The 19,959-nt window shown below is 66.7% G+C and carries 16 protein-coding genes and 1 pseudogene; 5 read left to right on the top strand and 12 right to left on the bottom strand.

Annotated features, from left to right (window positions below; translation table 11 throughout):
* Nucleotides 1–103: 103 nt before the first annotated feature.
* On the top strand, nt 104–1,483 hold the full coding sequence (locus JOE31_RS05760; RefSeq protein WP_280872643.1) for an alpha-hydroxy acid oxidase: 1,380 nt from the start codon (nt 104–106) through the stop codon (nt 1,481–1,483).
* Between the two features lie 101 nt (nt 1,484–1,584).
* Here JOE31_RS05760 and JOE31_RS05755 read toward each other — a convergent pair whose 3' ends face one another.
* A complete protein-coding gene (locus tag JOE31_RS05755) occupies nt 1,585–2,142 on the bottom strand; it encodes a helix-turn-helix transcriptional regulator (protein WP_209742549.1) in 558 nt (185 codons plus the stop codon).
* 166 nt (nt 2,143–2,308) lie between these two features.
* Between JOE31_RS05755 and JOE31_RS05750 the strand changes: the two genes are divergently transcribed.
* Nucleotides 2,309–2,803 carry a hypothetical protein gene (locus JOE31_RS05750; RefSeq protein WP_043431000.1) on the top strand — a complete coding sequence of 165 codons (495 nt, stop codon included), beginning with the start codon at nt 2,309–2,311 and terminating at the stop codon, nt 2,801–2,803.
* A gap of 28 nt (nt 2,804–2,831) precedes the next feature.
* Here JOE31_RS05750 and JOE31_RS05745 read toward each other — a convergent pair whose 3' ends face one another.
* Nucleotides 2,832–4,055, bottom strand: coding sequence for an acetoin utilization protein AcuC (locus JOE31_RS05745; RefSeq protein WP_209742548.1), 1,224 nt, complete (start codon nt 4,053–4,055; stop codon nt 2,832–2,834).
* A gap of 104 nt (nt 4,056–4,159) precedes the next feature.
* On the opposite strand from JOE31_RS05745, the gene JOE31_RS05740 reads away from it, so the two are divergent.
* Both JOE31_RS05740 and JOE31_RS05735 read left to right on the top strand, forming a co-directional pair.
* Nucleotides 4,160–5,593 carry a TrkH family potassium uptake protein gene (locus tag JOE31_RS05740; protein ID WP_209742547.1) on the top strand — a complete coding sequence of 478 codons (1,434 nt, stop codon included), beginning with the start codon at nt 4,160–4,162 and terminating at the stop codon, nt 5,591–5,593.
* A 40-nt stretch (nt 5,594–5,633) separates the two neighbouring features.
* Nucleotides 5,634–6,272, top strand: a complete 639-nt coding sequence (locus JOE31_RS05735) for a TrkA family potassium uptake protein (protein ID WP_198011609.1) — start codon at nt 5,634–5,636, stop codon at nt 6,270–6,272.
* Between the two features lie 95 nt (nt 6,273–6,367).
* Here JOE31_RS05735 and proC read toward each other — a convergent pair whose 3' ends face one another.
* From proC to JOE31_RS05690, 9 genes are all read right to left on the bottom strand, one after another.
* Nucleotides 6,368–7,201 carry a pyrroline-5-carboxylate reductase gene (gene proC, locus JOE31_RS05730; protein ID WP_209742546.1) on the bottom strand — a complete coding sequence of 278 codons (834 nt, stop codon included), beginning with the start codon at nt 7,199–7,201 and terminating at the stop codon, nt 6,368–6,370.
* Between the two features lie 489 nt (nt 7,202–7,690).
* Entirely contained in the window at nt 7,691–9,001 is a 1,311-nt protein-coding gene (locus JOE31_RS05725) for an RNA polymerase sigma factor (RefSeq protein ID WP_209742545.1), read from the bottom strand.
* A gap of 18 nt (nt 9,002–9,019) precedes the next feature.
* Entirely contained in the window at nt 9,020–9,361 is a 342-nt protein-coding gene (locus tag JOE31_RS05720) for a YciI family protein (RefSeq protein ID WP_209742544.1), read from the bottom strand.
* A 112-nt stretch (nt 9,362–9,473) separates the two neighbouring features.
* Nucleotides 9,474–10,310, bottom strand: a complete 837-nt coding sequence (locus JOE31_RS05715) for a sugar phosphate isomerase/epimerase (protein ID WP_209742543.1) — start codon at nt 10,308–10,310, stop codon at nt 9,474–9,476.
* Nucleotide 10,311: 1 nt separating this feature from the next.
* Nucleotides 10,312–11,394 carry a Ppx/GppA phosphatase family protein gene (locus tag JOE31_RS05710; RefSeq protein ID WP_209742542.1) on the bottom strand — a complete coding sequence of 361 codons (1,083 nt, stop codon included), beginning with the start codon at nt 11,392–11,394 and terminating at the stop codon, nt 10,312–10,314.
* Nucleotides 11,395–11,474: 80 nt separating this feature from the next.
* Nucleotides 11,475–11,924, bottom strand: a complete 450-nt coding sequence (locus tag JOE31_RS05705) for an SseB family protein (protein ID WP_043431006.1) — start codon at nt 11,922–11,924, stop codon at nt 11,475–11,477.
* A 119-nt stretch (nt 11,925–12,043) separates the two neighbouring features.
* The gene (locus JOE31_RS05700) at nt 12,044–12,934 is read right to left on the bottom strand and encodes a hypothetical protein (protein WP_209742541.1); all 891 of its coding nucleotides are present in this window, start codon (nt 12,932–12,934) and stop codon (nt 12,044–12,046) included.
* Nucleotides 12,935–13,302: 368 nt separating this feature from the next.
* Nucleotides 13,303–16,038 (bottom strand): type I DNA topoisomerase, encoded by a 2,736-nt coding sequence (topA, locus tag JOE31_RS05695; protein ID WP_209742540.1) that lies wholly within the window; start codon nt 16,036–16,038, stop codon nt 13,303–13,305.
* 107 nt (nt 16,039–16,145) lie between these two features.
* Nucleotides 16,146–16,781, bottom strand: a complete 636-nt coding sequence (locus JOE31_RS05690) for a helix-turn-helix transcriptional regulator (protein ID WP_209742539.1) — start codon at nt 16,779–16,781, stop codon at nt 16,146–16,148.
* A 79-nt stretch (nt 16,782–16,860) separates the two neighbouring features.
* Here JOE31_RS05690 and JOE31_RS05685 point away from each other — a divergent pair.
* Nucleotides 16,861–18,048 (top strand): annotated as a pseudogene (locus JOE31_RS05685) (MFS transporter); the annotation flags it as partial.
* A gap of 159 nt (nt 18,049–18,207) precedes the next feature.
* Here the strand turns inward: JOE31_RS05685 and JOE31_RS21425 are convergent.
* On the bottom strand, nt 18,208–19,869 hold the full coding sequence (locus JOE31_RS21425; protein ID WP_245199430.1) for a methyltransferase: 1,662 nt from the start codon (nt 19,867–19,869) through the stop codon (nt 18,208–18,210).
* Between the last annotated feature and the right edge of the window lie 90 nt (nt 19,870–19,959).

The following is a 19,959-nucleotide window of genomic DNA, read 5'->3' as shown; positions in this document are numbered from 1 at the left end:
GATGTGGTTGGACCACATCCCTTAGAGTGTGGTTAGACCACAGAGCCACCTGTCCGGAGCGACCCGTCCAGAGCCGCTTCAGCCCGATGCCCCGGAGGCAGCAATGACGCACACCATCCAGCCCAACAACCCCGAGGCCACCCCGGCCCCCGACGCAACGGACGTGCCGTCCACAGCCGCCGGCACCGCACACGGAGCGTCCCTGACCGGCGCAACGTTGTCCGGCGCAGTGAACCGGGCCGCAGCAGCAGTCCCGGCCGCGCTCAAGCGCCGCGTGCCGAAGTACTCGGACCTCGCGCCGCTAATGCAGTTCAAAAAGCCCGAGTTCAGCCGCGCCGCGAAGCTGCAGCGCGCCAGCACCATCTGGGAGCTGCGGGACATGGCCAAGCGCCGCACCCCGCAGGCACCGTTCGACTACACCGACGGCGCAGCCGAAGCCGAAATCACCCTGCGGCGCGCTCGTGAGGCCTTCCTGGACATCGAGTTCCGCCCGGGCATCCTCCGGAACGTCTCCAGCATCGACCTGAGCACCGAGATCCTGGGAAAGCCGTCCCGCCTGCCCGTCGGCATCGCGCCCACCGGCTTCACCCGGATGATGCAGTCCGAAGGCGAGTACGCCGGGTCCCAGGCCGCTGAAGCCGCCGGCATTCCCTACACCCTCTCAACGATGGGCACCGCGTCCATCGAGGATGTCGCCGAGGCGGCACCCAACGGACGCAACTGGTTCCAGCTGTACCTGTGGACGGACCGCGACCGCTCCCTCGAACTGATCGAGCGCGCCGCCAAGGCAGGAAACGACACCCTCATGGTCACCGTGGACACCGCCGTCGCCGGCGCCCGCCTCCGCGACGTCCGCAACGGCATGACTATTCCGCCGGCGTTGACCATCAAGACCGTTTTGGACGCGTCCTACCGCCCGGCCTGGTGGTTCAACTTCCTCACCCACGAGCCGCTGACGTTCGCATCGCTCTCGCGGTACACCGGCACCGTGGCGGACCTGATCAACTCCATGTTCGACCCCACCCTGACGTTCGAGGACCTGGACTGGCTGCGCGAGACGTGGAAGGGCAAGCTCGTGGTCAAGGGCATCCAGACCGTGGATGACGCCCGCAAGGTGGTGGACCACGGCGCCGACGGCGTGGTGCTGTCCAACCACGGCGGACGCCAACTGGACCGTGCGCCCATCCCGTTCCACCTGCTGCCCGGCGTCAAGGAGGCCTTCACCAGGGACAACTCCGACGCCGCCATCATCCTGGACACCGGCATCATGAGCGGCGCGGACATCATTGCCGCGCTGGCCCAGGGAGCCGACTTCACGCTGATCGGCCGCGCGTACCTCTACGGCCTCATGGCCGGCGGCCGGGCCGGTGTGGACCGCGCCATCCAGATCCTGGAAAAGGACATGACCCGCACCATGGCGCTGCTGGGCGTCAGCAAGCTCTCCGAGCTCACCCCGGACCACGTCCGGATCCTCGGCAGGTAACCTGCACGCCCGGCCACCAGCCGCCTCGCCCAACTGACTGGCAGTTAACGCTCCCAAAACGGGTTTTCACAGCGTTAACTGCGAGTCAGTTGGGTTCGTGGCTACTTCTTGCGGCCGAACTTTGGCAGGTTCGCGATGAGGTCTGCGGCCTTCGTGGCGGCCCGGCCCACGGTGCGCCCGATCTGCTGCGGGACGGTGTCATCCCCGGCCGTGGCCACCGGAATTGCCACGGCAGGGCTCAACTGACCGCCTTCCGAGGCACCGGGCACCGCTGCCGGACGGGCCATGCCTGCAGCCGCGGCCACCGGCGAGGGCGCGGAAGCTGCGGCTTCCGCCGCCTGCTCCGTCTTTTCCTCCAGAATCTGCGCGGCCGGCGAGCCGACGACGGCGGCACGCGGCCCGACGTCGAACGTCTCCAGCCAGCTGGCGACGCCGGCGAGCGGTTTGGGATTCAGCGCGTAGTAGCGCTTCTGGCCCTGGGCGCGCATGCTGACCAGATCGGCCTCGCGGAGCACTTTCAAATGTTTGGAGATGGTGGGCTGGCTGGCGTCCAGTTCCTCGACCAGCTCCCCCACTGCTTTGTCCCCCGAGCGGAGGGATACCAGAATGTCACGCCGGGTTGCCTCAGCAATGACGGCAAATACGTCGTCTGTCACCATGGGATCCACCCTAGCGACATATACGCCGGATGGCATCCACTATTTCCTCCCGCGCACCTCCCGCGCACAACGGCCATTGCCCCGCACCTGCCGCAGTGCTACAACGGACTCACGGTTGCCCCGGGCTGTCCGGCTGCGGCCGCTCAAACATGAGGGGTGGGTGGCCATGGATTTCCTGCGCCAGCAGCTGTTCAACATCATCGCTTTTGTGTTTTTGGGCTTGTTCGTGGCGGTCTGGGGATCCGTGCTGTTGCGCGTCGGGTTCTGGGTGCCCGACGGCAGGACAGTCGCGCCGCCCCTCAACGGTGCCTTGGTAACCGCGGCGGGCGTACTGGCCACGTCCCTGAGCTCCCTGACCGCATCGGCCTTGGGGTTCACCATTGCCGAAGTCCGCCGCGACGAGGAAGCCCGCCGTGACCTGAAACCCGGCCAAGCCGGCGCCACCGCTGCCTTCAACCCGGCCGAGGTCACGGCCCGACTGTCCGGGCGGATAGTGGCCGCAGTGGTGGTTTACCTGGCAGTGGGGCTGCTGGTCCTGCTGCTCTGGCTGGTCAAGGGAACGGCGTCAACGGACCTCATCGGCGCCTTCGCGCTGTCCCTGCTGGGCTGGCTCATCGGCGCCGCCGGGGTGGTGTTCCAGACGGAAAAGCCGCTCACCTAATCGAACCAGGCGCTCGTCGAACCAGGCGCTAGTCGAACCAGGGGTCCAGGCCGTACAGCGGAAACACTTCCTTGCGCGTGGCCATCACGGTGCGGTCCACCTCGTCGTTGGGATCGAAGCCGACCTCCCATGAACGCCACCACAGGTCCACGTCGTCGCCCATCGATTCGGGCGCCGTCACCCCATAGAGTGCCCCGTACTTGTCCTGGACGTACTGCCGCCAGTCTTCGGGAACGGGCGTCCGGAGCGGCACGGGCCTGCCGGCCGCGACGGCAATCAGGTGGCTCCAGGACCGCGGCACCACGCTGATCACGTTGTAGCCGCCTCCGCCGGTGGCAATCCACCGGTTGCCGCAGTAGCGCGCCGCGAGATTCCCGACGGCGGTTGCCGCTTCACGCTGGCCGTCCACGCTGATGTTGAGGTGCGTCAGGGGATCAAGCCGGTGCGAGTCGCAGCCGTGCTGGCTCACGATCACCTCGGGCTCGAAGGCGCCGATCAGCTGCGGAACCACGGCATGGAACGCCCGCAGCCAGCCGGCGTCGCCCGTTCCGGCCGGAAGGGCCACATTGACCGCGCTGCCCTGGGCATTGGGGCCGCCGATCTCGTTGGCAAAGCCCGTCCCGGGGAACAGCGTCAGTCCGGTCTCGTGCAGGGAAATGGTGAGGACCCTCGGGTCATCCCAGAAGATACTCTGCGTCCCGTCGCCGTGATGGGCGTCAACGTCGATATATGCCACACGCTGCACACCGCCGTCGAGCAGTTTCTGGATGGCCAGGGCGGCATCGTTGTAGATGCAGAAGCCGCTGGCCCGCTCCTTGGCGGCGTGGTGCATGCCGCCGCCGAAGTTGACTGCCCGCACGGCGCTGCCGTCAAGGATCGCACCGGCCGCCATCAGTGAACCGCCAGCAAGCCGCGCGCTGGCCTCATGCATGCCGGCGAAAGCGGGGTCGTCCTCCGTGCCCAGGCCCCGTTCGAGGTCGGGTACGTCCGGATTCAGGCTGGCCCGCCGGACCGCCGCCACGAATTCGGGGCTGTGGACGGTGCACAGTTCGTCGTCACCGGCCACGTCCGGGGCGGCCACAGTGACGTGCCCCAGGTCCAGCAGGCCCAGGCTGCGAGCGAGGCGCGCGGTGAGCTCCATGCGTTCGGGTGCCATCGGATGCCCGTGGCCGAAGTTGTAGGCGGTCATGGCCATGTCCCACACCACCATCGTTGGCAATGCGGATTGAGCGAGTCCGGGCAGGAATGTCATCAAGGACAGGCTACCTGAGCCGGACGCCCTGATTTCCCGGTCATCGCGCGGAATATAGTGGTTTACTACTGAAGGAAGCAGTTTCAACCGAGGAAAAGCCGCACATGACGCAAAGCCAGCCGAGGTCCAAGAGCCCGGCAAACTGGCACCCCGGCATGCCGGAGCGTGAGGGTCTATGGATCTTCACGGGTATCCGCGACTTCATCGACAACATCGCCAACACGTCGCCGGCGAGGCTGGCGCTGACTGCGTTCGCTGTTGTCATCCTCGTTTTCACCGGACTCCTGTCCATGCCTGCGGCGTCTGCCACCGGAAATTTCACCCCCCTGTACCAGGCCCTGTTCACCGCGGTGTCCGCCGTCTGCGTTACGGGCCTCACCGTGGTGTCCACGGCCGTGCACTGGTCCTTCTTCGGCCAGCTGGTCATCCTGATCGGCATTTTTGTCGGCGGCCTGGGTACGCTGACCCTGGCCTCGCTGCTGGCCCTCATGGTCAGCAAGAAGCTCGGGGTGCGCGGCAAGCTCATTGCCCAGGAAGCCATGAACAACGCCGGGCGCCTTGGCGAAGTGGGCACCCTGCTGCGGATCGTCATCACCACGTCCGTGGTCATTGAAGCCGGTCTCGCCTTGGCCCTCGTTCCCCGCTTCCTGATGCTGGGAGAGAGCTTCGGCCAGTCCGTATGGCACGGCGTCTTCTATGCGATCTCGGCCTTCAACAACGCCGGTTTCACGCCGCACTCGGATGGCATCGTGCCGTACGAGACCGACCTCTGGATCCTGGTCCCCCTGATGCTCGGCGTGTTCCTGGGCAGCCTTGGCTTCCCGGTGGTGATGGTGCTGCAGCAGAACGGGCTGAACTGGAAGAAATGGAACCTCCACACCAAGCTGACCATCCAGGTGTCCTTCATCCTCCTGGCCGCGGGAACAGTGCTGTGGGGTCTGATGGAGTGGGAAAACATGCGGACCATCGGTTCCATGGACGTAGGCGACAAGATCGCGCATTCCCTCTTCGCCTCCGTGATGACCCGGTCCGGCGGCTTCAACCTGGTGGACCAGAACCACATGGAATCCACCACCATGCTCCTCACTGACGCACTCATGTTCGCGGGCGGCGGTTCAGCCTCCACTGCCGGCGGCATCAAGGTGACCACCATCGCCGTCATGTTCCTGGCCATCGCAGCCGAGGCCCGCGGCGACGCGGATGTGAAGGTCTACGGCCGCACCATTCCGCAGGGAACCATGCGGGTGGCCATCTCGGTGATCGTCGCGGGCGCAACCCTGGTGTCCGTATCGGCCTTTGCGCTCCTGCACATCAGCGGCGCTCCCCTGGACCGGGTGTTGTTCGAGACCATTTCAGCCTTCGCCACCGTGGGCCTCAGCACCAACCTCAGTGCCGAGCTGCCGCCGTCCGGCGTTTATGTCCTGACCGCGCTGATGTTCGCCGGCCGCGTGGGAACCGTGACCCTTGCCGCTGCCCTGGCGCTGCGCCAGCGCAGCCAGCTGTACCACTACCCGGAAGAGAGGCCCATCATTGGCTAATCCCTCAGGCGCCGTCAACCGCCCCGCCCACAATGCCCCCGTGCTGGTGATCGGGCTGGGCCGCTTTGGCTCGTCCACCGCCGAACAGCTGGTCAAGCAGGGCCGCGAGGTCCTGGCGATCGAACGCGACCGCAACCTGGTGCAGAAATGGGCTCCCGTGCTCACGCACGTCGTCGAGGCGGACGCCACGAACATCGACGCCCTCCGGCAGCTCGGTGCACAGGAGTTCAGCTCCGCGGTGGTGGGGGTGGGTACGTCCATCGAATCCTCGGTGCTGATCACCGTGAACCTGGTGGACCTCGGCATCGAACACCTCTGGGTCAAGGCGATCACGCCCTCGCACGGCAAGATCCTCACCCGGATCGGCGCCAACCACGTGATCTACCCCGAGGCCGACGCCGGTGTCCGCGCCGCGCACCTGGTCTCCGGCCGCATGCTGGACTTCATCGAGTTCGACGACGACTTCGCGATCGTCAAGATGTACCCGCCGCGCGAGACCGTGGGCTTCACCCTGGACGAGTCCAAGGTCCGCTCCAAGTACGGCGTGACCATAGTCGGCGTAAAGTCACCGGGCGAAGACTTCACCTATGCCCGGCCGGAAACCAAGGTGTCTTCACGGGACATGTTGATCGTGTCCGGCCACGTGGACCTGCTGGAACGGTTCGCCGCCCGCCCGTAGCCGGGGGCCGGAGTTTTTGTCCAGATAATGGCACCAAAGCGGTCCCGAAAGGGCATTATCTGGACAAAAACTCGTTGGGTCCGCTCGGTGAGCCGTCAGCCCAGTTGCTTCGTGATCTCGGCTGCGCGGGCTGCCGCGGCGCGGGCGCCGTCGGCGATGATTGCCGGCAAGCCCCGTTCATCGAACGTGGCTATGGCGCGTTCCGTGGTGCCGTTCGGGCTGGTCACGGCCTTGCGCAGGGCGGTAGGGTCCGCGCCGGGTTCGGCCAGCATCAGTCCGCCTCCTGCAACCGTTTCCCGTGCCAGCAGCAGCGACAACTCCGGATCCAGCCCCAGCTCGACACCGGCGGCAGCCATCGCCTCGGCAAGGTAGAACACGTAGGCCGGGCCCGAACCGCTGATGGCGGACAGCGCGTCCACCTGTTCTTCGGGCACCTCCACCACGGTCCCGGCACCCTTGAGGATGTCTTTGGCCAGCTGCAGCTCTTCGGCCGAGCAGTTGGTACCCGGCGAGACGGACACGACGCCTCGGCCCAGCTTGGCAGGGGTGTTGGGCATGGTGCGGATCACCGGCTGACCGGCTGGCAGCGCGGCTTCAAGCTGCGCGATGGACACCGCGGCGGCGACGCTGACCACGATGGTTTTCGGGGAAAGCGATCCGCTGATTTCCCGCGCGAGGTCGGTGATTCCCACAGGCTTGACGCCGAGAATCACGACGTCGGCGCCGGTGGCCGCCTGTTTGTTGTTCTCCGGCTCCTCCTCACCGGCAATGGCCGTGATGCCGGTGAAGCGCTGGGCAAGTTCGGCAGCACGCTCCGCGCGCCGGACAGTGGCCACGACGTCCGCCGGGTCCGTTCCGGCCTCCAGCATGCCGCTCATGACGGCCTCGTTCATGGATCCACAGCCAAGGAATGCGATTCGGTTGCTCATTGGTCCATCATTGCAGTTCCCCGCGCGTCGCCGCATCCGGAGGCTGCTCTCCGGACGCCCTCCGGCCGCGAGGCGGAGGCCGGGGGCAGGCGGGCCCGCCCCATTCACAGCTGGCTCACATGATCGGCGCAGCTTCCTCACAAAGTCCGCACCTAACGTAGTTATTACCTCATTGAGGGTGCGAGTGATGAGGCAAGCATGGGGATGTTTGCCCGGCACCGGTGGTCTGCAGCAGGTTTCCCCCATTTTCCTGCGAGGCCGCCGGTGCTTTCTCATTTAAGTCCCGGCGCAGCATTACGTCCGGCCGGCGGACGTCTTGCCAGCCAACGCACAGGGAAAACACCCGAAACACCCAAAGTGCGTCAGTAACGTGGAAAGTGCCTCACAGGTGCGAGTGATGACAGCCGGTTCTTCGGAACCGGCGGAGCGCCGGGCGGCTGCGGAAGGGTTCCCCCAATTCCTTCGGCAGGACCGCCCGGCGTTTTCTCTTTAATCCGGCTGGTCCGCCCCGGACAGACCAAGCAGCCGGCCTTGCAGGAACTGCCGCTCGGCCGCGTTGCCTGCCAGCCCCAGTGCCTCCCGGTATTCCTCCCTGGCTTCGGAGACGCGGCCCAGGCGCCGGAGGAGATCAGCGCGCACGGAATGGAACACCCCGTAGCCTGCCAGGTCCAGGGTGTCCACCAGCGCGAGGGCGGTCTCCGGGCCGTGCACTTCGGCCACGGCCACCGCGCGGTTAAGGGCCACCACCGGGCCCGGCGATGCCTGCAGGAGCTGATCGTACAACCGCAGGATCTGCTCCCAGTCCGTTTCCTCGCCCGACGGGGAATCGCTGTGCACGGCGTTGATGGCGGCCTGGAGCTGGTACGGTCCCGGCCGGTTCCGGCGAAGGCACCGGCGGACGATTGCCTGACCCTCCAGGATCAGGTCCTTGTCCCATAGCTGCCGGTCCTGGTCCGCCAACAGCACCATGCCGCCGTCGGGCGTCATCCTGGCTGCGCGCCGCGACTCTATCAGCAGAAGCAGCGCCAGAAGCCCTTGGGCTTCGGGCTCATCCGGCATCAGGGCCGCCAGGAGCCGGGCCAGCCTGATGGCCTCCCCGCAGAGCTCGCCCCGGACGAGGGTGTCGCCGGAGCTGGCGCTGTAGCCCTCGTTGAAGATGAGGTAGACGACGGCGAGCACCGCCGTGAGGCGCTCCGGCAGTTCGGCGCCGCGGGGCACGCGGTAGGGAATCCGGGCATCCCGTATTTTCGCTTTGGCCCGGACCAGCCGCTGGGCCATAGTCTTTTCCGGCACCATGAAGGCTCGGGCTATCTCCGCGGTGCTCAGGCCGCCCAGGAGGCGGAGCGTCAGCGCCACGCGGGCCGGAGTTCCCAGCGCAGGGTGGCAGCAGGTGAAGATGAGCCTCAGCGTGTCATCGCGCACGCCGGCCTCCTCTCCCGGCTCATCCATCAGCAGGTCCCCGGGTGCCGCTCCGGAGGCATCACCGGTGCGGGCATGCAGCAGGGCTGCCTGGGCGTATTTGTCGTCGCGGGCGGCGTCACGCCGAAGCCGGTCGATGGCCCTGTTGCGGGCAGTGGTGATAATCCATCCGGCCGGGCTGGGCGGGACGCCGCTGGAGGGCCAGCGTTGCACCGCCGCCGTGAACGCGTCCTGGACGGCGTCCTCGGCGACGTCGATGCTGCCGAATACCCGGACCAGCACTGCCACGGCGCGGCCGTATTCCCGGCGGAAGATCCGGGCTATCTCGCCGCTGGAAGCCTCCGAGGCGGAACCCCCGGCAGCGGAACCGCGCCCCGTCATCCGGACGTCTCCGAGGGCTTAGTGCCGGAAGGGGCGGACTTCGACCGGCAACGTCACGATCTTGGCCAGTCGGCGGGCCCAGTTCAGGGCGGCGTCGAGGTCGTCCACGTCGATGACAGTGAAGCCTCCCAGGTGCTCCTTGCCTTCGGTGAACGGGCCGTCGGTGACAAGCACGTCGTCCCCCTGCGGCCGCAGGACGGTGGCCGTGTCCGCGGGATGGAGGCCGGCGGCGAACACCCAGGCGCCGGCCGCCTTCATCTCCAGGTTCAGGCCTTCCAAACCGCGCATGATGGGCTCCAGGAACTCCCCGTCCGGGACGGGACCGTCAGGCTGGTAGATGCTGAGCAGATACTGTGACATTTGGTTTTCCTCCTTGAGGATCCGGCCGGCGGGGTGCCGGCCTCTCACCTCCTATACGAACGGCTCCCGCCCCTATCGACACACCTCCCCCGCCCCTTTGCGGAGAATCCTGCTACGCCTCGCGTGCACCGACCAGCGGGTGGCTCAGGTGCTGGCGCGCGAACTTCAGGGTTTCGTTAAGCCACAGTTCGCGTTCCCCCGCGAACTTTGCCCGCCGGGTGGAAATTTCCGCCACCACCACGCCGTCGAATCCGCTGGCGGCCAGGTGCTGCAGCGCTTCCGCACAGCCCTGGTTGCCGCGGCCTGGAATCAAGTGCTCGTCCCGGCCGGAACCGGATCCGTCCGTGAGGTGGATGTGCCTGAGTTTGCTGCCGAGAGCCTTGATCGCCTCAACACTGTTGGCCCCCGCGGTGGCGGCGTGCGAGAAGTCCCACGTGACGTCGTCGTAATCCTGGCCCAGCGGGTCCCAGTGCGGCAGGTAGGCAACCGTCTCCCGGCCCCGCACCCGCCACGGGTACATGTTTTCGACGGCGATCCGCACCTGGTACATGTCGGCGAGCTGGCGGATGCCTGCCGGGAAGTTCTCCGCGTAGTTGTTCTGCCAGCGGAACGGCGGATGGACCACCACGGTCCCGCAGCCCACTTCACGCGCCATCCGGCAGGACATTTCGATCTTGTTCCACGCCGAACCCCAGACCTTCTGGGTCAGCAGCAGCGTGGGCGCGTGGATGGACACGATCGGCTGCCGGTAACGGTGGCTGAGCTCCAGGAGGGAGTGCGGGCTCTGGCTGGTGGCGTTGTTGGTGACCATCACTTCCACGCCGTCAAAGCCAAGGTCCTGGGCCACGGCGAAAGCATCGTGCACGCTCAACGGGTAGACAGACGCGCTGGACAGCGCCACCGGGATCACGCGTTTTTCCTCCGGGGAACGTTCGACGGCGGTGCTCATCTCAGTCAGCCCTCCCGCCGGAGGCGGTGGCGGTGACCGAGTCGGAGTCGGTGGCGGTGGCGGAGGCCGGGGCGGCGGCGGGGGCCGCAACGGAAGCCGCAGCGGGGGCCGCAAGGGGAGGCAGCACCACCTGGTGTGCCGGTTCCAGGGGTCCTTCAAAGATCAGCTGGTCCAGGCGGCGGAGGATCAGTCCTTCCCGCAGCGCCCACGGACAGATCTTGACCTTCTTGAACTCAAAGAGCTCCAGGGCCGCCTCGGCCACAAGGGCTCCTGCGAGGAGCTGGTTGGCGCGGGCTTCGGAGACACCGGGGAGGTGCAGACGATCCTCGGTCTTCATGGCGGAGATCCGCTGCGCCCAGATGCCAAGGTCCGTGGCGCCCAGCTCGCGCTTGACGTAGGGTCCGGCCGCGCTGGGGGCTGCCCCGGCGATCCGGGCCAGGGAACGGAAGGTCTTGGACGTCCCGGCCACCACATTGGCCCTGCCCAGCTCGTTGAAGCTTCGGACAGCAGGTTTGAGGGTTGCCCGGATGTAGCGCCGGAGCTCCTTGACGCTCTTCGCCGTGGGCGGGTCCTCCTGCAGCCAGTCCCGGGTGAGGCGGCTCGCGCCCAGCGGCACGGACGTGGCCAGCTCAGGAAGCTCGTCCTGGCCAAGCGCCATTTCGAAGGAGCCGCCGCCGATGTCGAGGTTCAGGATGGGTCCGGCACCCCAGCCGTACCAGCGCCGGACGGCAAAGAACGTCATGGACGCTTCTTCGCTGCCGGTAAGCTCCTGGAGTGTCACGGTGGTTTCGTGCTTGACCCGGGCCAGCACCGCAGGACCGTTGGTGGCTTCCCGGATGGCGGAGGTACAAAAGGCCAGCAGGTCCTCGGCTTTGTGTTTGGCCGCGAACTCCCACGCTTCCAGGACGAATTCGATGAGTTCGTGCTGGCCGGCGTCGTTGATGTTTCCGTCGGCGTCGAGGAACTGCACCAGCGAGAGCGGCCGTTTGTGCGAAGCGAAGGGCACCGGCCGCGCGCCGGGGTGCGCGTCAACCAGGAGCAGATGGACAGTGTTTGAACCGATGTCGAGGACGCCTAGACGCATTCTGCCATTATTCACCGATGGCAAGCCGCCGGCGCAACTGCGTCGGCGGCTTGCCCGTCCAAGTCGGAATGAAGCTGCAGCTACTCGGCTGCCGGAGTGCCCGAATCCTCTGCGGGCTGGTCGGCACGTTTGAAGTCGCGCCGGATGTTGGCTACACCTTCGGGATCGATTTCGAAGCCGAAGGCGCTCCCCGGGTTGATCACCATGCCGAGCTCGTCCCCGAGGTTGCCGATGATGGCGGCTCCCTGGGTGCCCAGGACGTTGGGGGCGGCGTCGAGGAACTGCTGGTCCACCCGGCTCGGGTGCGAGAAAACGGCCAGCACGGGCTTGCCCTCGGCGTTGGACAGCACCAGTGGTTCCACCTGTGCGTCCTCGCCCTCAAGCGCATCGGAGCTGATGATGTAGACCTCGTTGTTGAGGAAGGACAGGATGACGTCCACCGGGTTGGCATCCGGCTGGTCACCTGTGGCGAGCTTCTCTTCGAGGTCGTTCAGGGGCTGGATTTCCGCGGGTGCAGGCTGTTCAGTCATACATCTACTCGACCACGTTTGCCGGGCGGGGCGCAATTCCTCGCTGCCGGGCTTCGACTTCGTGGGTGCGGGCCGGAGGCTGCGTTCCGGAACACAGGCCCCGGCCGGCACCCACGATCTCAGCCACGCAGGAGCCGCAGTAGGCGCCCTTTCATTCCCCGTTCGTCGAACAGGTCCTTCCAGCCGATGCGCAGGATCCGCCACCCTTGTTCGGTCAACAGCTTCTCCCGTTCGCGCTCTTCATAGATCACTTGGGCTGTCGGTTTGTAGTCGAAGTACTTCGACTTTCCATCGAATTCCAGGGCGGCCCGAAGATCCGGCCACGCAAAGTCGAATCGGTAGGTGCCGCGGACTGTTTGAACCGGAAACTGGAGCACAGGAGCGGGGAACCTCAGCCGCGCAATGATGTCCCTGGCCAATGACTCGCCGGGCGACTCGGACTTCGGGTCCGAAAAAGCCAGCGCCCGGCGGAAGCCTGCCACTCCCCGGACTCCGGCCAGTCCTGCGCAGGCCGATTCCAGTCGGTGCCGGTCGCATCCGCTCCGCAGCCCGTGGTCGAGGAGGATCAGGGCCTGCCGGTAGTTGAGCATCAGAGCGCAGTCAAGCACAGTCCGATCCAGTGAAGTTACTGGCAAACCGTCTATCTCGGTGCGGTCGCCGGGCACGAGAAGAGCGGAATGGGCTTTGACGTCGGCCGCGTGAGAACCGCGGGCCGCGTGGTAGGGAATGATGACATGAATCAGTTGGTCAGGCCGCCACAGATACAGGCGATGCAGCCGGCCGGCGGAAGTGTGGCTGAACGTAAGGCCGTCGCCAGCCGTGGCCGCCAGGGTCCGCTTGCTGTACGCGGCGAGCCGGGCACGCCCCCGGTCGCCGTCAGAAAGGGCATTCCAATAACTGCCGCGGGCCATAATGCCCGTGCGGACCCGGACAAGGGAGCCTGCGAGGAGGTGCTCATTGATGCGCCGCTTACTGAGCCCGCTGGCAAGCAACTCTTCCGTCCGCCACATGACTGAGCCGCCGGGCAGCGGACTCGCTGGTAAGGCGACGGGACCACGCGCCGGAGGCGATACGCAGGCGGAGGCGACGGAAGGGATCGGCGCAGCATCCGTCCGAAGCGCGGGGCGTCGGGGCGCCGTGGTTCCTGCTACCCGGCCACCCGTACGTGTGCCCGCGATCTCTGCCCAAACGTCCGCGAGCGGGTCAATGGCTTCATGCGGCCGGGGGTTTCCCTGACTGTTCATTCCACCAGCCTCCACGGGCGCCGGGGACCGTAAAAGCGCCCCGCCGGGCGATGTGGAAAACCCAGAACGTGGGTGCGGGCCGGGTGCTGCGTTGCGCAACGCAGCACCCGGCCCGCACCCACGGTCTCGAGTGGCTACTTCTTGGCGACAGCCTTCTTCTTCGCCGGGGCCTTGCGCGCCGCGGGACGCTTGGCCGGGCCCTTGGCACGCTTCTCGGCCAGCAGTTCCACGGCCTGTTCGCGCGTCAGTTCCTCCAGCGCGGTGGACCGCGGAACAGTGATGTTGGTGATCCCGTCAGTGATGTAGGGGCCGAAGCGGCCTTCCTTCACCACGATGTTCTTCTCCGACACCGGGTCCGGACCGAACTCGGCGAGCGGCGGGACGGCCGCACGGGCTCCACGCTGCTTGGGCTGGGAGTAGATCTCCAGTGCCTGCTCCAGCGTGATCGTGAAGATTTCCTCTTCGGAGCCGATGGAACGCGAGTCGGTGCCCTTTTTCAGGTACGGGCCGAAGCGGCCGTTCTGCACGGTGATGACGTTGCCTTCAGCGTCCTCACCGAGCGCGCGCGGCAGGCTCATGAGCTGCAGGGCCTCGTCCAGGCTGACCGTGTCCACGCTCATGGAGGCGAACAGCGAACCGGTGCGCGGCTTGGCCTTCACAGGCTTCTTCGGCGGCTTGGGCTTGCCGTTCTTGTAGTACTCCACGGGCTGGTTGGCCAGCTGCTCGTCCGTCATCTCCGGAATGATTTCCGTGACGTAGGCACCGTAGCGGCCGTTCTTGGCCACGATCGTGTGGCCGGTGTGCGGGTCTTCGCCGAGGACCCGTTCCTCCGGCGCTGCCGTCTCCATCAGCTCTTTAGCCTTGGCGGCCGTGAGTTCATCCGGAGCCAGGTCCTCGGGGACGTTGGCGCGCGCCGACTCCACCACTTCGCCGGTTTTGGGATCTATCGTGGGGATCGAGCTCTCCAGGTACGGGCCGAACTTGCCCACGCGCAGGGTGATGCCCTCGGCGATCGGCACGGAATTGATCTCCTTGGCATCGATTTCGCCAAGGTTGTTCACGATGCTCAGCAGGCCGGGGTCAGAGTCTTCGCCGTAGTAGAAGTGTTTGAGCCAGGCAGCGCCAACGGCCTGGCCGTTGGCGATCTTATCCAGGTCGCCTTCCATGTCGGCCGTGAACTCGTAGTCCACGTAGTCATGGAAGTGCTGCTCGAGCAACCGGATCACCGAGAAGGCGATCCAGCTCGGGACCAGCGCGGAACCCTGCTTACGCACGTAGCCGCGGTCCTGGATGGTGGAAATGGTGGAGGCATAGGTGGACGGTCGTCCGATGCCCTTCTTTTCCAGCTCGGCTGTCAGGGAGGCTTCCGTGTAGCGCGGCGGCGGCGAGGTCTCATGGCCGACGGCGACGATCTCCGAGGCCGTGAGGGCGTCGTCCTTTGCCACGTTGGGAAGGCGGCGCGCTTCCTCGGAGTCGTCGTCCCCGCGGCTTTCGTCCTTGCCTTCCTCATAGGCGGCGAGGAAGCCGGGGAAGGTGATGACGGTACCGGACGCCGAGAACTCGGCGTCGCGACCGTCCGCAGCCACCGCACCGAGGCGGATGGTGGCCGTGGAGCCCTTGGCGTCGCCCATCTGGGAGGCAACGGTGCGCTTCCAGATGAGCTCGTAGAGCCGGAATTCGTCACCCGAGAGCTGCTTGGCCACCTGCGCCGGGGTGCGGAAGGAGTCGCCGGCGGGGCGGATGGCCTCGTGGGCTTCCTGCGCGTTGGCTGCCTTGCCGGTGTAAACACGGGGCGACTGCGGCACGTACTCCGGGCCGTAGAGTTCGGCGGCCTGGCGCCGGGCAGCCGTCACGGCTTCATCACTCAGCGCGGACGAGTCCGTACGCATATAGGTGATGTAGCCGTTTTCGTAGAGGCGCTGGGCCACCTGCATGGTGCTCTTGGAGGAGAACCGCAGCTTGCGGCCCGCCTCCTGCTGCAGCGTGGAGGTGGTGAACGGAGCGGCCGGACGGCGGGTGTAGGGCTTGGTGTCGACGGAGCGGACACGGAATTCCGCGTTCTGCAGCCCGGCGGCCAGCGACGTGGCAAGTTCCTCGTTCAGGTGCGTGACGTTGCGCGAGGTGAGTTCGCCGTCGTCGTTGAAGTCCCGGCCGCTGGCCACCTTGGCGCCGTCGACGGCAGCGAGCTTCGCCTTGAATGACGACGTCGCGCCGTTGCCGGCACCGAACTGGCCGGTGAGGTCCCAGTAGGACGCGGCCTTGAACGCCATGCGTTCCCGTTCGCGGTCCACCACCATGCGGGTGACCACGGATTGGACACGGCCGGCGGAAAGGCCGCGGGCCACCTTGCGCCACAGCACCGGGGAAATTTCGTAGCCGTACAGGCGGTCAAGTACGCGGCGGGTTTCCTGGGCGTCCACCAAGTCCTGGTCGACATCGCGCAGGTTGCCCATGGCGCGCTGGATGGCTTCCTTGGTGATTTCGCCGAACGTCATCCGGTAGACGGGGACCTTGGGCTTGAGTACTTCCAGCAGGTGCCACGCGATGGCTTCTCCCTCGCGGTCCCCATCGGTTGCGAGATAGAGGGCGTCGGCGTCCTTGAGCGCAGCCTTGAGCTCAGTTACCTTTTTCTTCTTGTCCGGGGACACCACGTAGTACGGCTTGAAGTCGTGTTCGATGTCGACGGCGAACTTGCCGATCGAGGTTTTCTTGAGTTCGGCGGGGAGCTCGGACGGCTGCGGCAGGTCACGAATGTGACCGATGGAGGCCTCAACGATGAAGCCCTCGCCCAGGTACTTGGCGATGGTCTTGCTCTTGGCCGGAGACTCCACAATCACGAGTTTCTTGCCGGTTTTGGCCTTGCTTGGCACGGTGCTCCTACAGAAAAAGGTTGGCTCGGGCAGATGGGCCCATACTCGCCTAGTTCACCATATTTTGGAGGATGATGCGCATTCAGGTGGAAAACGGGTGCCGGGGATCACTTACGATCGTCCGGAATCAGGGACCACATTGTGGCCATGCGCCCGGCCCCCTCGGGGACCTGGTCCGGGTCCTCAAGCTCGTATTCCTTGAGCAGCCCGAACACCCTCGCGGTCAGCTCCGCGCGCTGTGCCGGGGTCAGGTACAGCAGGTCGCTGGACAATACCACCACGCCGGGCGCCTCGATCGATTCATTGTTTTTGCGGCGCTCATCGCGGACCCTGGCGTAGGCGTCGACCCTGCGGCGGAAGGCGTCCAGCTCGAGATCCAGGACGGCGAACTCGGGGCTGGCCACGCCGCCGCCTGAGTTGATGGTGAAGTCTGTTCCGGCGGCCCTCCAGCGGCGCTCCCTCGCGTCACCCGCGGTGGCGGCAGGCTCCACGATCCCCCACTTCTGCAGGGCCCGCAGGTGGTAACTCATGGCACTCGGCGTCAAGCCCGTCTGGGAGGCAAGCTCCGTGGCCGTCCGGCTCACCTGTGTGGAATACAGTTCCGAGATCACTTCCAGGCGTGCGGCGTGGGCAAGCGCGCGGATAGCCTTGGGGTCGGTGATCTCCACTTTCTTCTCCGGGCGGATCCTGCGCTTGGCAGCCTCTGGCGCGGCCGGCGCCGGGTCCGGCGTTTCTGCATTCACGCCTCCATTCTATCGGCCCTCCGGCGGGTCTGAAAGAAACGCTTGACATCCCCGTTCACCGGGGAGTAGCTTCGCGGACATGGGGGACTCTGCCGGGCCATCGCCTGCCTTACTACCGGTAAATTCGGCGCTCTGGCGAAACCGGGATTTCCTGTTGGCGAGCAGCGCCCGTTTCATGGCTGCCGCCGGCATGGGTGCCGTTGTGGTCAGCGTGATGCTGCATCTTCAGGCCGCCACTGCGGCCGGCACCGTTTCCTTCGCCGGTTCCTGGCTGGTGGCCGTTTACCTGCTGTGCTCCGCCCTGCCGCTGGTGGTCCTCGCCCCGTGGGCCGGCAGGCTGGCGGATACCAGGGATTCCCGCACACTCGCGACGGTGGCCTCCGCGGGAAGTGCAGCCGCCGTTGCAGGCATGGGCGTGAGCATGTACTACCTGGAAGATCACATTCCCGCGCTCTTCGCACTGACCCTTGTGCTGAACGCCTGCCAGGCCGTGGCCGGCCCGACGTTCCAGGCCCTGTTGCCCCGGATCGTCGGCGAAGAGCGCACGCCACGCGCCGTGGGCACCATGCAGGCAACCATCATGATCGCGGGAATGGCCGGACCTGCGGCGGGGGGTCTTCTGAGTGGCTGGGGCGGCTCCCTGCTGGTCTTTTCCGTGGCAAGCGCCTGCTATGTCCTGATGGGGGCCGGCGCGTTCCTGATCCGGACCCGGAGGGGCACCGCAGCCGAACGGGCCGGGCGGAAGCAGCCCGCTTTGATGGACGGCCTCCGGCTTATCCGGCGGGACAGCCTGGTGTGGGCACTGGTGCTCGGCGCGCTGTTCTTCATTGCCGTAGGAGAGGCAACCAACGTCCTTGAAGTGTTCCTGGTACGGGGCGAAATGGGCGCCTCCGAAACGCAGTACGGACTGCTCGTTGCCGCTTTCGCGCTGGGAATGGCGGTGGGCGCCGCCCTCGCCGGCCTGATCAGGACACCCCCGGTGCGCCTCCGCATCCTGCTGGGGTCGATGGCATTGACGTCCGCTGTGCTCGCCGTCATTGGCCTGGTGCCCACCGTGGACATCATGTTCGTCGCCTACACGGGGATGGGTGTTGCGTGCGGTGTCCTCAATGCCTGTTTCGGGGCAATCGTGATCCTCAGGATGCCCGAGGAAGGCCGCGGCCAGGCGATGTCCATGATCGGCGGCCTGACCCGCGCCATCACCATCGCAGCGTTGGCGTTCGGCGGGCTCCTGGGCGCCCTGCTGCCGATCCGGACCGGGTTCCTGCTGATCGGCGGGACCGGAGCGGTGGTGTCCCTCGCCGTCGCCGTCACCGTACTGTGGCGGTTCGGTTCACAGGATTTGGCTCCGGGCGTCCCGAACGGTGCAGGCTCCTCCGCAACCGTCCCGCACGGTGCCGGCCCCGCACCCGCCGCCGTTGCCGGTTCAGGCCGGCAGGAGGAACCCGTCGCGGACCAGGTTCCGGACTTCGGTGAGGAGCCCGTTCCGGAACGCTTCGCCGTCGAACCCGTCACCCCCGCCCAGCAGCGCGTCAAGGGCGCCGATGATCTGCCCGGCGGACAAATCGCCGTCGCACGCTGACACGAAGCCCGCCAGCTCGGTGCTCAACAGGTTGGTGCGCCGGAGCCCGGCGCCCTGGCGCAGCAGGATGACGCCGGGGTGTTCCGCCCCCGGGCGCTGGTGCCTCTCCTCCGTGACGTCCTCCGCCACCAGCAGGTGGGCGGCGGCCAGATCGTTGGCCGCCAGCCAGTCGGCCCGTTCCACTGCTGCCCCCAGGTGCGGGCCAATGGGCTGCTCGATGGGGTAGGTGATCTCCTCGAAGCGGCTGATGGCGGGCCGTGCGCCGTCAGCGGGCCGCCGTAGGAAGATCATGCCGAACCCGATCCCCTCCACGTTCCTCGAGGCAAAGTCGTCCAGGTAAGCTGCGTAGGCATCCTGGTAGTGCCGGCGGTCACGGGACTCAGAGGCATCCTGCAGCCACGTTTCGGCATACTGTTCCGGCCCCACCAGTTCACGCTGGATGAACCAGGCGTCCACATCCGGACTGACCCAGCTTTGCGGCCTGTCCTGCCATGACGTCCCCGCGGCGACCTCCCAGTTGCCCAAAAGCTGGGCTGTTCCGGCCGGCGCGAGGACGGACGGCAGTTCCCGCACCAGTGAGGCGACAATGTCGTCTCCGGGCAGGCCGCCGTCGCGGTACGTGAACTGGTCCGCGGCGGCCTCCCCCGCGCTTCGGGGCGTGATGACAAACGGCGGGTTGGACACCACCAGGTCGAAGGCCTCCCCCGCAACAGGTTCCAGCATGGAACCCAGGCGCAGGCTCACCCGGTCTTCCGGCCTGGCCGGGTCGATGCCGAGCGCCTCGGCGTTCAGCAGCAGGTTGAACCGGGTGAAGGCAAGCGCCCGGGCTGAGATGTCCGTGGCTGTCACATGGTCTGCGTGGTGCAACAGGTGGAAGGTCTGGATGCCGCAGCCGGTGCCGAGGTCCAGGGCTTTGGACACCTGCCGGCGGATGGTGGTCTGCACCAGCGTGGTGGAAGCCTGCCCGATTCCCAGCACATGGTCGTGGCGGAGGACGCCGGGCTGCTGGTGCGCCGCGAGGTCGCTGGCCACCCAGAGGTCGGTGCCGCCACTGCTGCCTGTTTCGTCCGCACCTGCCTCAGCAGCACCGCTCCAGCTGTACGGCCGCAGATCGGCTTTTGCCCTGACGGTTCCCGAAGCCGGATCCGAGCCGGCCTCCACGGCCTCGCAAGGTTCAACAAGTCCCAGCGCCAGGAGACCCTCGGTGCGGACCCCCGGGAGGGCGGCGTCGAGCACTTCGGCGCGCTGTGGCACTGCCAGCAGCCACAGGCGTACGACGGCGGCAAGCGCCGCCGTCTCCGGGCCGCCTTTCGCGGCACTTTCGGTGGCGATCAACGACGGGGTGATCTGGTCGCGGCTGAGAGCGGAATAGGCGGACCCGCCAAGCAGTCCGGCCACTCCGTCCACGGAGTAACCGACGCCGCGCAGGTCCGCGGCGAGGGCGGAAAGCAGTTCCGGGAGGTCGCTGCGCGGGGCGTCGGAAGTGTTGCCGGCCGTAAAGTGCATAGCTGTTTCAGTCACCAGGCAAGTCTATGGTTCCGGGCTGCGCCCTCCAGGCCGGGTTCGTCCGGCCCCGCGCCGCCGGGGCGGGATTGT

It is taken from the genome of Arthrobacter sp. PvP023, assembly GCF_017832975.1.
Classification (GTDB): domain Bacteria; phylum Actinomycetota; class Actinomycetes; order Actinomycetales; family Micrococcaceae; genus Arthrobacter.
This window is presented reverse-complemented; position numbering and strand designations above follow the sequence as displayed.

Coding starts and splice junctions, on each gene's coding strand:
- JOE31_RS05760 (WP_280872643.1), top strand. CDS start 104: ATGACGCACACCATCCAGCCCAACAACCCCGAGGCCACCCCGGCCCCC.
- JOE31_RS05755 (WP_209742549.1), bottom strand. CDS start 2,142: ATGGTGACAGACGACGTATTTGCCGTCATTGCTGAGGCAACCCGGCGT.
- JOE31_RS05750 (WP_043431000.1), top strand. CDS start 2,309: ATGGATTTCCTGCGCCAGCAGCTGTTCAACATCATCGCTTTTGTGTTT.
- JOE31_RS05745 (WP_209742548.1), bottom strand. CDS start 4,055: ATGACATTCCTGCCCGGACTCGCTCAATCCGCATTGCCAACGATGGTG.
- JOE31_RS05740 (WP_209742547.1), top strand. CDS start 4,160: ATGACGCAAAGCCAGCCGAGGTCCAAGAGCCCGGCAAACTGGCACCCC.
- proC (WP_209742546.1), bottom strand. CDS start 7,201: ATGAGCAACCGAATCGCATTCCTTGGCTGTGGATCCATGAACGAGGCC.
- JOE31_RS05725 (WP_209742545.1), bottom strand. CDS start 9,001: ATGACGGGGCGCGGTTCCGCTGCCGGGGGTTCCGCCTCGGAGGCTTCC.
- JOE31_RS05720 (WP_209742544.1), bottom strand. CDS start 9,361: ATGTCACAGTATCTGCTCAGCATCTACCAGCCTGACGGTCCCGTCCCG.
- JOE31_RS05715 (WP_209742543.1), bottom strand. CDS start 10,310: ATGAGCACCGCCGTCGAACGTTCCCCGGAGGAAAAACGCGTGATCCCG.
- JOE31_RS05710 (WP_209742542.1), bottom strand. CDS start 11,394: ATGCGTCTAGGCGTCCTCGACATCGGTTCAAACACTGTCCATCTGCTC.
- JOE31_RS05705 (WP_043431006.1), bottom strand. CDS start 11,924: ATGACTGAACAGCCTGCACCCGCGGAAATCCAGCCCCTGAACGACCTC.
- JOE31_RS05700 (WP_209742541.1), bottom strand. CDS start 12,934: ATGTGGCGGACGGAAGAGTTGCTTGCCAGCGGGCTCAGTAAGCGGCGC.
- JOE31_RS21425 (WP_245199430.1), bottom strand. CDS start 19,869: ATGCACTTTACGGCCGGCAACACTTCCGACGCCCCGCGCAGCGACCTC.